Annotated in this window: 13 protein-coding genes; all 13 read right to left on the bottom strand. The window is 23.9% G+C overall.

Annotation, left to right across the window (positions count from 1 at the left end; all coding sequences use genetic code 4):
• Positions 1-97: 97 nt before the first annotated feature.
• On the bottom strand, positions 98-1,963 hold the full coding sequence (pepF, locus tag T397_RS0100710; protein WP_052663041.1) for an oligoendopeptidase F: 1,866 nt from the start codon (positions 1,961-1,963) through the stop codon (positions 98-100).
• 3 nt (positions 1,964-1,966) lie between these two features.
• Positions 1,967-3,190, bottom strand: coding sequence for a tyrosine--tRNA ligase (gene tyrS, locus T397_RS0100705; RefSeq protein ID WP_027123794.1), 1,224 nt, complete (start codon positions 3,188-3,190; stop codon positions 1,967-1,969).
• Positions 3,191-3,214: 24 nt separating this feature from the next.
• The gene (locus T397_RS0100700; protein ID WP_036448559.1) at positions 3,215-3,835 is read right to left on the bottom strand and encodes a ribonuclease HII; all 621 of its coding nucleotides are present in this window, start codon (positions 3,833-3,835) and stop codon (positions 3,215-3,217) included.
• Positions 3,825-4,649, bottom strand: a complete 825-nt coding sequence (gene ylqF / locus T397_RS0100695) for a ribosome biogenesis GTPase YlqF (RefSeq protein ID WP_036448556.1) — start codon at positions 4,647-4,649, stop codon at positions 3,825-3,827. The genes T397_RS0100700 and ylqF overlap by 11 nt, the downstream gene beginning before the upstream one ends.
• A 1-nt stretch (position 4,650) precedes the next feature.
• The gene (locus tag T397_RS0100690) at positions 4,651-6,015 is read right to left on the bottom strand and encodes a DUF2179 domain-containing protein (RefSeq protein WP_052663040.1); all 1,365 of its coding nucleotides are present in this window, start codon (positions 6,013-6,015) and stop codon (positions 4,651-4,653) included.
• A 40-nt stretch (positions 6,016-6,055) separates the two neighbouring features.
• A complete protein-coding gene (rplS, locus tag T397_RS0100685) occupies positions 6,056-6,439 on the bottom strand; it encodes a 50S ribosomal protein L19 (RefSeq protein ID WP_027123790.1) in 384 nt (127 codons plus the stop codon).
• On the bottom strand, positions 6,432-7,133 hold the full coding sequence (trmD, locus tag T397_RS0100680) for a tRNA (guanosine(37)-N1)-methyltransferase TrmD (RefSeq protein WP_027123789.1): 702 nt from the start codon (positions 7,131-7,133) through the stop codon (positions 6,432-6,434). Before trmD ends, rplS begins: the two co-directional genes overlap by 8 nt.
• A gap of 9 nt (positions 7,134-7,142) precedes the next feature.
• Positions 7,143-7,436, bottom strand: coding sequence for a 30S ribosomal protein S16 (gene rpsP / locus T397_RS0100675; protein WP_027123788.1), 294 nt, complete (start codon positions 7,434-7,436; stop codon positions 7,143-7,145).
• 87 nt (positions 7,437-7,523) lie between these two features.
• Complete coding sequence (gene rlmB / locus T397_RS0100670) at positions 7,524-8,279, bottom strand: 23S rRNA (guanosine(2251)-2'-O)-methyltransferase RlmB (protein ID WP_081794282.1); 756 nt, start codon at positions 8,277-8,279, stop codon at positions 7,524-7,526.
• 13 nt (positions 8,280-8,292) lie between these two features.
• Positions 8,293-9,600 (bottom strand): cysteine--tRNA ligase, encoded by a 1,308-nt coding sequence (cysS, locus tag T397_RS0100665; protein WP_027123786.1) that lies wholly within the window; start codon positions 9,598-9,600, stop codon positions 8,293-8,295.
• A gap of 111 nt (positions 9,601-9,711) precedes the next feature.
• Entirely contained in the window at positions 9,712-10,470 is a 759-nt protein-coding gene (locus T397_RS0100660; RefSeq protein WP_027123785.1) for a hypothetical protein, read from the bottom strand.
• A 1-nt stretch (position 10,471) separates the two neighbouring features.
• On the bottom strand, positions 10,472-11,125 hold the full coding sequence (gene rsmG / locus T397_RS0100655) for a 16S rRNA (guanine(527)-N(7))-methyltransferase RsmG (protein ID WP_027123784.1): 654 nt from the start codon (positions 11,123-11,125) through the stop codon (positions 10,472-10,474).
• Positions 11,112-13,004 carry a tRNA uridine-5-carboxymethylaminomethyl(34) synthesis enzyme MnmG gene (gene mnmG / locus T397_RS0100650; RefSeq protein ID WP_036448709.1) on the bottom strand — a complete coding sequence of 631 codons (1,893 nt, stop codon included), beginning with the start codon at positions 13,002-13,004 and terminating at the stop codon, positions 11,112-11,114. The genes rsmG and mnmG overlap by 14 nt, the downstream gene beginning before the upstream one ends.
• Positions 13,005-13,008: the final 4 nt, after the last annotated feature.

Genomic DNA, 13,008 nt, shown 5'->3' with positions numbered 1-13,008 from the left:
TTAATATTAAATTTTTGTTTTTAACAAAATATACTGATTAGGTTTGTAAACAAACTTACAAAATGAATTATAAATAATTTTTATAAGATATTAAAATTTACTTTTTAATTAATTTGGTTTTTTTCAATTCTTTAGATAGCATTTCAATTCATTCAGAAACTATATCAAGAGCCTCTTTTCAAGAATTTGATTTAGTTAAATCAATATCTAATAATTTAATTGTATCTAAAGGTGATAATGAATTACCTGAAGATAAAAATTTCATAAAATTATTTAAAGCATTTGGTTTGTTTTCTAAAATGCGTTTTGTAGCAATTATAGAAGCTACTTGTCCGATTGCGTATTTATATACATAAAAAATTCCTGCGTAAAAATGAGGAACAGCTACAATAATTGATAAACCTTTTTTATAATTACTTGTTTTTAATTTTTTAACTGCATTCTTTGAAAAACCTAAATATTTTTCATACATTTTTGTGTATAAATCAAACGCTGATTCACTACTAAATTCTTCACCATTGTTTATTTTTTCATTAGCTTCATATTCAAAGTTACTAAACATAATTTGTCTAGTTGTTGTTGCAAAGAAATTTTGAATCATTTCGTTTAATATAAGTACTTTCATTTTTGAATCGTTTTTATATTTATTTAATAAATAATAATTCAATAACATTTCATTAGCAATTGATGAAATTTCTGCATAGAAAATAGAAACATCAGTATAAATTTTTTGTTTTTCTAGCAATTTTCAAGTATGCATAGAATGTCCTAACTCATGAACTATTGTGTAAACTGATCTTAAAGTATTATCAAAATTCATAGATATATAATATTTGCTTAAACCTTCAGCACTTCCAATTGAATAAGCGCCAGTTTGTTTACCTTGTTTTGGCAATCATGAAATTCATTTTTCATTGAATGCTTTTTTTACCATCTCAATGTATTCATTCCCCATTGGAGATAAAGCGGCAATAGCAATTTTTTGTGCATCTTCTATTGAATATTTAGTATTTTTATTGAACAAAGGAACTTGAGTATCTCAAGGTTCTACTTTATTTAAATTAAATTTATTTTTAATTGCTGTTTTAATAATTGAATTATATTTTTTAACAATAGGTGCAAATTTAGCAACTTCTGTGTATATTCAACTAATGAATTCAACAGGTATTTCATCATCAAAAGCTGTAGCACTTATATAATCTTTATGTTTACGAATCTTTGCATTCGTATTAAAGTTTAAATATGCATGATATAAAATTTTTGCTAAAGTTTCTTTATATCGATAAAATCCATTGTATTCAGATAATCATGCTGATTTTCTCAATTTTCGATCACTAGATTTTAATAAAGGTGGAACATCTGCTAATGTTTTAATTTTATGCTTTTTATTTTGTGATGATAACGCATCTTCAAATTTAATTTCTGAACGTGTCAATGTATCAAAAATATCTTCTGCAGCACCATTCAAAATAGAAAGCTTGGTAAGCACTTTTTCTTCTTCATTTGATAATATGTGTTTTTCTTCTCGAAAAATTAAATCAAAACTACGTTGATATATCTTATATTTAGGTGCTTCCAAATATTTTTGAATTTCTTTTTTATGTTTAATTATTGCATTTGAAACATCAGATAATTTAATACTATAATTGCTAGTTTCAATAGTTAATTTTTGTTTTCATTCATTTCATTTTGGATTTGTTATATCTTCATTCAAATTATTGGAAATATAATTCATTAAGCGATTTGACAAAAGATTTAATTTTTTTGATGCCTTTAAATATAAATCAAATTTCTTAATATCTTTAAAACATTTAGATTTATCATAAACTTTAATTAAATTTTCAAAAGCTAATTTTCAATTTTCATGTAATTTTTCTAAGGTTGAACCTTCTAAAATTGCATCTAGATCTCAATCATATTTGTTAGTTATATTGCTATTTGGTTTTTTTAATTTTTTTTTCATATTTTAATCCTTCAAGATAACTTTAATGTGTTGTTTTTTACCTTTATGAACAATAAAAAATTTATTGTTTATTCATTCATCATGTAAAAGTTCCAATGGATTTTGAATTATTGTTTCATTTATGTATATAGCTTTAGAGTTTATTAAACGTTTGGCTTCGCTTTTTGAAGTACAAAATTTAATATCAACTAATAGACTGGCTATTGATTTATCTAACAATTTAATAGAAATTTCAGGCATATTATTAACATCATTATCAATAAAAGCAGCCAGTGATTTTTTCTTAGCATCTTCAGCTGCATCATTGCCATGAACTAATTCAGTTATCAAATAAGCCAATCTATGTTTAGATTCAATAATTTCTTTTCCTTTTTTGTTAATTAAAAATTCAATTTCTTTTTTATCTAGATTAGTTAATAACAAAAATAATTTTTCTAAATCTCTATCATCTACATTAATCCAATATTGATAAAAATCATATGGTGAAGTTTTATTTGGATTTAGTCATAAAGCTCCATTACTTGTTTTGCCCATTTTCTTTCCATCTGAATTTGTTAGCAAAGTTAAAGTCAAACCATATGCAGTTTTCTTTTCTAATCTACGAATTAAATCTATTCCAGATAAAATATTAGATCATTGATCACTACCGCCTAATTGCAAAACAACATTATGATTTCGATTTAAATACAAAAAGTCATATCCTTGCATTACCATATAATTTAATTCCAAGAATGATAAACCATTTTCTCATCTATTTTTATATGCATCAGTAGATAGCATTTTATTTACTGAAATATGTTGCCCAACTTCTCTTAAAATTTCAACTCATTTAAGTTCTAAAAGTCAACTGGCATTGTTTAAAAATATAGCTTTATTTTCACTGTCAAAATTTAAAAATTTTTCAATTTGATTTTTAAATTTATTCACATACTCATTGATATTATCAGTATCAAGCATTTGTCGCATATCAGTTCTACCACTAGGATCACCAATATGACCAGTTCCGCCACCCAAAATTAAAAATGGTTTATGACCATATTCCTGTAATAATTTAGCTACACGTAACATTAAAAGATGTCCAACATGCAAACTATCTGCAGTTGGATCAAATCCAATATAAAAATTAATTTTTTCTTTACTTAATAATTCTTTTAATTCTTCATAAAAAACAGTTTGAGCTATCAAACCACGTTCTTCTAAAAAATCTAAAATATGTTTTTTATTCATTTTTAAAAAATTTGTTGTATTTTACTAAAATAATTTTACCAATTTTATTGGTTTATAGCTAAATCGATGTATTTTTGAAATGGGGCCATATTTTTCTAAAGCTAATTTGTGTTCTTTAGTTCCATAACCTTTATGATTTTTAAAACCATATTCTGGATATTTTTTATTTAATTTAATCATTTCATTGTCTCGATATTGTTTTGCAATAATACTTGCTAAAGCGATTGCTAAAGATTTTTGATCTCCTTTAACTAAAGAAATATATTCATATTTTGCATTTAGCAAAGTTTCATAATCAACTAAAATTTTTGAAGCTTGTTCTCCAAGTTCATTAACTATTTCAGTCATCAAAATTTTACTAGATAATTTGGGACCAAATTTATCTACTTGCATTGGGGTAAATGATTTAATTAAATATTGAAGATTATGAGTTTTAATATCTTTTAAAATTTCTTCTCTTTCATCAAAAGATAACAATTTACTATCTTTAATTTTGGAATTAAAATATTTCCCATTAAGTAAAACGCCACAAACTATTAAATTACCTGCTCAACAACCACGACCAACTTCATCAATACCTAAAACTAATTCATTTATTTTTAAATTTTCACGATCAAATTGATAATAATTATTTTTAATGTTCATAATTTAATTTGCCAATATTACCATTAGTTAAATTATTAAAAAAAGTTTCTGCAGTTTTTTGCAAATCTAATTTATTTTTAATAGAAATAAAATTTCTTTTGGTTGCTAATTTAATTAAAAAATCTTCATATTGATCATCTAAATCAAAGTTTAAAATATAGTCTTTTAATAAACTAACGTAATTTGTTTTTAAATAATTATATGCAAAAAATAAAATGTCATCTAATGGTACAACATTGCTTTTAATAATTCCCATCAACGTTAATTTTGCACCAACTTCAAAATCATCAATTTTTTTAAACAATATCCCGGGAGTGTCAATTAAATTGAACATCTCATTTAATTTAATTGTTGAGACTGATTTTGTAACACCAGGTCTGTTTTCGGTTTTTGCTTTTATCTTATTAGCAAGAATATTAATAATTGTACTTTTACCAACATTAGGTAAACCAATCACTACAATGTTATAGTTTGGTAATAATAAACCTTTATTTTTAAATTTTAATGTTTTTTCATGCATTAAATGTTTAAAGCTATTTAATAAAATACTACGTAAATTTTTTTGAAATTTTGATGCAAAAATTAAATTAGATTTATTAACTAAATTTAAATCAGATAAATCACTTTTTAAAGCTAATTTAACTATTGGTTTATTAGGTAATAATTTTAATAAATCAGTATTACTAGAAATATGAATTCCCCTAGCATCTACAACTTCTAAAATTAAATCAATTTGTTTGTTCATATTTAAAATTGCATCTGTTGCAATTTTCATATGCCCTGGAAACCAATTTATTTTAGATAAATCGCTCATGTTAATTTAGATAGATAAATCCATCTATTCCTCTAATCGAAGTTATAGATACTAAACATCGTTCGTCAATTTCTCTAATTTTTTTAATTAATTGAGGAATGTCAATATACATTGAAATTGTCACTATGGCTTGTTTGTGATCTAAACTATAACCACCAATTATGTCTTGAATTGATAAACTGTGTGGATGTTCATCATTTAACATCAATTCACGAATTTCCATTGTTTTGTCTGTAAATATTTCAACTCTAGCCAAACGATATCTTGGGAATCATGAATCCATTATTTGAGAAAAAATAACAACTGACAACAATGTAGCAACAATATTAGGAGAAAAGAATAATGGTGCACTTCATGCCAAATTATTTAAGTATGTTGGTTGATTTAAATCATTAAATCCACCAGTTTGAATTCCTGTGTTTTGAAATCTTTCTAAAATCAAACTTCCCGGAACATATGAACCTAATAATACTCCAATAGTTAAAGTAAATAAATTTACATATACTAACATTGAACCAATTGATCGATATTTTTTAATTGCAAATCATTGACTAATAAAATCAGAGCCACCAGAAGAACCACCAACAATAAAAATAACTGTGTAGAATAAAGCAGATGTTAATGAAAATAATAAGCCATAGCACATCAATGCTATTGCACGACTAGCATCTCCAGAAACTTCCCACATTCCGGGAATAAAATTTAAACTTTTAATAAAATTTGGATCATTCACCAATTTATTAATGTTCTCTTTTCATATAGGATCTGATATAGAATTTTGATTATTATATGCACTTATTAATAAATTATGAATTGCATTATCTTTTACATTGGTAAACAAAGATAAATTTTCAATTCCTGGAATTTGACCTAATGCAAAACCAAAAACATTAGTTATAACTAAATATATAGTTGTTAAATAAGTAAATCTTCTTCCGATTTTAAATCAAGAAAATATGATTAAAGGGATATTGATAACAATATAAAGAACCCAAAAAACTAATTGATAAACAAAATTAATATCAATAGTCATGTTATCTTGTAGTGATAAAGTAACAAATGTTATTCTTGCTAAACCTTGAGTAATAGAAGATATACCAAAGTTATATAAACCAGTATTTTGAATTAACAATATTGATAAAAAACCTTGCGCTAAAGCACAAATAACTATAATTAAAACTCGATATCAAGTTTTTTTAAATTCATAAAATGATGCAAAATGTAACAATGAACTAGTTAAATGTGCTCGCTTTACATTTTTTCCATGATTTACATTGATAAGATTTTTATTTGGAATATTAGAATCTTTTTTGTTCTCAATGTTATTAGTTGTAATAGTTTCTTGTATATCTTCTTGATTTTTCATATTTTTAAATTTAAGTTCTATTTATATTTAAATTAAAAAATTATTCTGCACTAGCAACATTTTTATTTTTTTCTTTAATACGAGCAGATTTTCCGGAACGTTCTCTCATGTAACTTATGTAAGCACGTCTTACATGACCTTTTCTTTTTAATTGGATAGAAATATTTGGATTGTGTACTTGAAAATTCTTTTCAATTCCAACTCCATCAGTTTCTTTTCTAACTATAAATGTTTCAGAAATACCACGACCCCGACGTCTTAAAACTACACCTTCAAATTTTTGAATACGAGTTTTTTTGTTTTCAATTATTTTAATTGAAACAACTACCACATCTCCTGCTTGAAAATTTGGTACATCTTTTTTTAATTGACTATTTTCAATATTAGTTAAAATTTTATTTTTATTAATTTTTGTTTTACTCATTGTTAGAACCTTTCTTAAATTTTAAATATTTTTTGTATAAATCTGGACGTTTTTCTTTTGTTATTCTAATTTGTTCTTCACTATTAAATTTTTTAATTTTTTGATGATTGCCTGATAACAAAATAGATGGAACTTCATATGAATCGTATTTTGCTGGTTTTGTGTATGATGGATAATCTAATAAATAATTATTAAAAGATTCTTGTATTAAACTATTTGAATTGATAGCATTTGGCAATAATCTAATTATTGCATCAGCAACAAGCATTGCAGGTATTTCGCCACCCGTTAAAATATAATCACCTATTGAAATTATTCCATCAACATAATTATGAATTCTATAATCAAAACCTTCGTAATGACCAGCAATCAAAATTAAATGTTTAATATTTTGTGACAAATTTAATGCCATTTCTTGATTAAATGTAATTCCCTCAGGCGAAAGTAAAAAAACTTTAGATGTTTTATTCTTAATTTTTTTTAAACATTTAACAATAGGATCAAGCATTAATAACATTCCAGGACTTCCGCCATAAATAACATCATCAACTTTTTTGTGTTTATCAATTGCAAAATCTCTAAAATTAATAATTTCAATCTTAACTATTTTTTTAGCTATTGCATTTTTAATTATTGAAGTTTCAACAAAAGAATTAAACATCTTTGGAAACAAAGTTAATATTGTTATTTTCACAAAATAAATTTAAGCAGATTTTTTAGATTGTTTTTTAGGTGATTTTTTGTTTTTAGCAAGCATAAATTTAGATCATACACCTTGCTGACTTAGGATAGATTTTACAGTGTCAGTTGGTTGAGCGCCTTTGTTTAATCATTCCATAGCAAGAGATTCATTTAATATAAACTTACCTGTTGTAGGATCCATACTTCCTAATAACGCAATATATTTACCATCACGTTTAACTCTAGAATCAACAGCTACTATTCTAAAATTAGGTAATCTTTTTCTTCCAGTTCGCATTAATCTTAATTTAACCAATGTTATATATCTCCAAATATATTTAGTTTAATAAACTAATAAATTCTAGCAAATAATGCATATAGTGTCAAGATAGATTACTTGACATTAAAAAATGTTATTTTTGGTATATTCAAATAATAAAATCGCTGTAGCAACCGAAACATTTAAAGATTCAATTTTTGGATTTATAGGAATCTTTACTCTATAGTCAGCTTCTTTAACAATTAAAGGACTTATACCTTTATCTTCATTACCAACTATTAATGCTATCTTATCTAAATTAATTTTTCTAAAATCTTGACTATCATCTTTTAATGATGAAGCAACAGTTCAAAATCCTATATTTTTTAATTTATCAATTGCATATCTTAAATTTGAAACAGCTACTAAATTTAAATAAAAAGCTGCCCCTAAACTATTTTTTATAACAAAGGTATTTATTGCTGATTGGTTATTATTTTTAAATATTACACCATCTACATTTGTTGCTAACGCGGTCCTAAGAATTGCACCAAAATTTCCGGGGTTAACAATTTCATCTAAAATCAAAATAATTGATTTAGATTTTGAAGCAACTTGTGCCATCAATTGATCTAAATTTATTAATAAATTTTCATTAGAAATTTTTGCTACAACTCCTTGGTGTTTTGCGCCAGGATCTACTTGTTTATCAAATCATGTAGAAGAATGAAATTCAATTTTAATATTATTCTTTTTGGCAAGATTTTCAATTTCTTTATCTTGCTTCAATAAATAAATTAAATTAATAGGAAAATTATTTTTTAAAGCATCTAGAACACTTTTCTTTCCTATTAAATAAGATAAAGCTTTATTTTTATTATTTTTTTTATTAAAACTCATAATTTAAAAAACATTAAAGTAATTTTTTATTCATCAATTTAGTTCGCAATTCATCAGCTTTATCATATTCTTTATTTTTTAATTTGTTGTTTCATTGTTTAATTAAATCGATATTAGATTTATTATGAATATTTTGAGGTTCAATTCCATACATTCATAAACATCACATTAATTCTTCACACAATGTTATCAATTTATCATAATCTTTGTTATTTTGAGAAGTATTAATATTTGAAATTAAAGATCAAATAGCTTTTGTTGCATTTGCAAAATTTAAATCATCTTCAATAGCTGCTAAAAAATTAGTATTAGTGGTTAAATTTGTTGGTAAAGGTTTATTAGCTAATATTAATAATGTTTTACTCTTATTTAGTGTCAAAAATATTCTTTCAATATCTTTAACTGCAACTTGCAAAACTTGATTATTAAAATTTAATGGTGAGCGATAATGGGTTTGATAAAATATTCAACGAATGGTTGCATAATTATATGTTTCTAATAATTGTTTAACATATATAAAATTATTAGTAGATTTAGACATTTTTTGATTGTCAATATTTAAATGACCAACATGCATTCAATTATCAGTTATATTTTTATGGAATAATGCATAATGCTGTGCATTTTCATTTTCATGATGAGGGAATCTTAAATCGATACCTCCTCCATGAATATTTATGGATTCTGAATTAAATTCTGAATTTATTAAAAAAGCACATTCGGTATGTCAACCGGGTCTTCCTTTACCTCATGGTGAATCTCATACAATACCTTCTGTTGTTTTTTTTCATAAAACAAAATCTAAAGGGTTTTTCTTATCTTCATTAACTTCAACTCTTTCGCCCGAAAGCAAATCTTCAGTTTTCATTTTTGATAAAGAACCATAATTTGGTATTAAAGAGATATCAAAATATACATTTCCATCAACTACATATGCTGATTGATTTTGAATTAATTTTTCTATATAACTAATAATTCCTTCAATATTTTCTGAAACTTTAGGATTTTTCATGGGAATAACATTTAATTTATTCATAATCTCTAAATAAGCATTTGCATAATTTACAGATAAAACTAATTCGGGAACATTTTCAAATGCAGCTTGTTTAATAATTTTGTCATCAATGTCAGTTATATTATGTACATAATTTACTTTAATTTTTTGAAACTGAAAATATCGGTTCAATACATCAAATGTAATTAATGGTCGAATATTACCTAAATGCACATGGTTGTACACTGTAGGTCCACAAACATATATATTGATAATTTTGTTTTTTATTTCTTGGTATTCTTGAGAATACGTATCAAAAATTTTCATATTTTAAATATTAAATTATTTCATTATAAATTAGCTTAAATAATTTACTTCAAATATTATAAAACAAATGAAATTTAAATACTTTAAATTTGTTTGAAAATTTACATGTTATTAAGTATTTTTATCTATTTTTAAAAAATTAACTATTTGAGAAAATAAAAAATGTGTTTTTGTATTTCAAATATTAAAAGATTTTTCATTTTCCAAAAAATTAACTTTTTTATTGTTTTTAAGAATTAATTGAGGAACATGATAATCGATAATCATTAAAGGAAAAGAAATTTTAAATTGATCAATAGTTTGCATAGTACTTTTGGAAAAATTTTCAAATTTTGTAAATAAAATAAAAATTTTTTTAAATAAATTATTTTTATTTTCTGATTTTATTATTTTGTAAATTAAATTATAAGATTCTTGATTTACCATAGAAGCATTTGTAGGACAAATTAAATAATTTAATTTTCTTATTAAATTTTTATTTAAATTATCTAAAGAATTTGAAAACATATTTACTATCACAAAATCATATTTTTTAGAATTAGCAATCATTTTAAAAAAATTATCAATAATTGTTTTTAAATATGTTTCTTCCATTTTATTTAATCATTCAAAATCAGTATTGAGTAAATTTATTAAATCAAAATTAAAAAAATGTAATCTAGTAGTAATTTGCATTAATTTATTTTTTTTATTAACAAAATCAATAAAATTTCCGACACAAAAAGGTTCTAAAATTTTATGATTTTCATTTAAATTAATATTTAAAAAAAGAATATTATTCCCGTTTGCAATCAAAGCATTTGCAAATGATAACGCAGATAATGTTTTATCAGAATTATGTGTTAAATTAAAAAAACCAATAATTTGCATTTTATTTCTTAATTTCTTTTCATCTTCTCGGATATTTTGAAGGTGTTTGATCTATTTTTTGATAAAAAATATTAATACCAAATTTAGGAATTTGTGCAACAATAATTTTATTGTAAAACTTTAATTTTAGTTCATTTAAAAATTTTTCAGCATCATTTAATTCTTTTTGAAAATTTAAAGATTTTAAATGACAAATAAATTTATTTATTTTAATAAATCTACATAATAATTCATTCATTATTGATATAGAAGAAACTGCACGACTTATACCTAAATCAAATTTTTCTGTAAAAATTTTATGATCTAATTCCTCTACTCTAGAACAAATAATTTTTACATTTTCAATATTTAATTCTTGTTTTACAATTTCTAAAAATTTACATTTTTTTTTGTTAGATTCAATAATAGTAACTTCAATATTAGGTTTTTCTATAGCAAGTAAAATCCCTGGACAACCACTACCAGAACCCACATCTATAATTTTTTTAACATTTAAAAATTCAAAATTTATGTTTGCTATTGACAATAAAGTTTCATCAATTAAAACTTCATTTATATCATTAATAGTTTTTAATCCTGTTAAATTAAATTTTTTATTTCATTCAAAAATTAAATTAGCATATTTTTTTAACAATAAATTTTTATTGTTGTCCATTTTTATTGTTCTTTCTAGATGAAAATTTAACTAAATGAGTTTTTATAGCAACAATATCAGGAAAATTTATTCCACTAATTCGACTAGCTTGATCTAAATTTAATGGTTGAATTTTACTTAATTTATCAATTGCTTCATTAGATAAATTTAAAATGTTTTTATAGTTAAAATTTGCAGGAATAACTACATTTTGTAAATTTCCAATACTCTTTAAAGATTTTAGATGATTTTTAATATATCCTTCATATTTTATTTCTATTTCAATAATATTAATTTCTAAATTTGTTAATTTAAAATTCTTAATTTTTAAATCTGACAATAATTTTTTTAATTTAATTTCAGGTCTTTTTAAATATTGATATAAAGTGAAATTTGTGTTATTTGTTTTCTTCTTTAAAAAAGAAAACTCTCCCACTTTCTTTTTTTTCAAAAATTCAATAGCTTTTTTTATTTTATTTTTTGAAATAAGATATTCATTGTAAACCTTATTGCTTATTAGACCAAATTTTTTACCATAATCAATTAATCTTTTTTGTGCATTATCATTTCTCAAAAGTAAACGATGTTCAGCTCTGGAAGTTAAAAGTCTATATGGTTCAGTAACACCTTTTGTAACTAAATCATCAATCATTACACCTATATAAGCTTCATCGCGTTTTAAAATAAAAGGTTTTTTATTATGTAATTTTAAGGCCGCATTTATTCCTGCCATAATTCCTTGTCCTGCAGCTTCTTCATAACCACTAGATCCATTAATTTGTCCTGCTGTATATAAGTTTTTAATTAATTTAGTTTCAAGTGTTGGGAAAAGTTGTAAAGGATCAATGGCATCATATTCAATTGCATAACCATAAGATATAATCTTGCATTTTTCTAATCCAGGTAAGGTTTTTATTAAAAGATTTTGAATTTTGTTTGAAAATGAAGTCGAAAAACCACCTAAATATATTGTGTTTAATTTTAATGATTCAGGTTCTAAAAAAATTTGGTGGCGTTCCTTATCAGAAAATTTGAATACCTTATCTTCAATGCTAGGACAATATCTAGGGCCAATACCTTGAATTTGACCAGAATACATTGCTGAATCTTTAAAATTTTTTTTAATTATATCGTGCGTTTTGGAATTGGTATGGATTAAATAACAAGGTAATTGTTTATTTAATGGCACAAATTTTTTGGTTGAAAAACTAAAAGCATATTCGCCATCACTACCTAATTCTAAATTCATTGATGAATAATCAATTGTATCTTTATCAATACGTGGTGGAGTTCCTGTTTTTAATCTAATTAATTTAAAATTTAAATTTTTTAGGTTTTCTGATAAATTTTGACTTCTTTTAAAACCACTAGGTCCTTCAGCAATTTGTTTTTTACCTTGGAATGTAACTGATTGCATGTATGTTCCAGTAGTAAGAATAGTTGCATCTGATTTAACAATTTTTCTACTGCTTAATTCAACACCAATTGCTTTATTATTTTTTACAACAATTTTAGTTACTTCATCTTCTATTAATTTTATGTTTTTTGAATTATTAATTTTTTTTAAGAACCACTCATGGTATTTAATTTTGTCTATTTGCGCACGTAAAGCTTGGACACCCGGACCTTTGGAACTATTCAAAAGTTTCATTTGCAATTGACATGCATCTGCAGCTATAGCTTGCATTCCGCCCAATGCATCTATTTCTCTAGTTACTATTCCTTTTGCGGGGCCACCAATTGAAGGATTGCAAGGACAATTTGCAATATACTCTTTTTTTAAAACTATTAAATAAACATAACAACCCATTTTTGAAGCACTAAATGCTGATTCCAAACCAGCATGACCTGCACCAACTACAACAACAATAGGTTTTTTATTTGAATGTTTGTTTTTCATTTTG

This window comes from Mycoplasmoides pirum ATCC 25960, from assembly GCF_000685905.1.
GTDB classification, from domain to species: domain Bacteria; phylum Bacillota_I; class Bacilli_A; order Mycoplasmatales; family Mycoplasmoidaceae; genus Mycoplasmoides; species Mycoplasmoides pirum.
The sequence above is the reverse complement of the archived record's forward strand: the minus strand, read 5'-3'. Positions and strand labels throughout refer to the sequence as shown.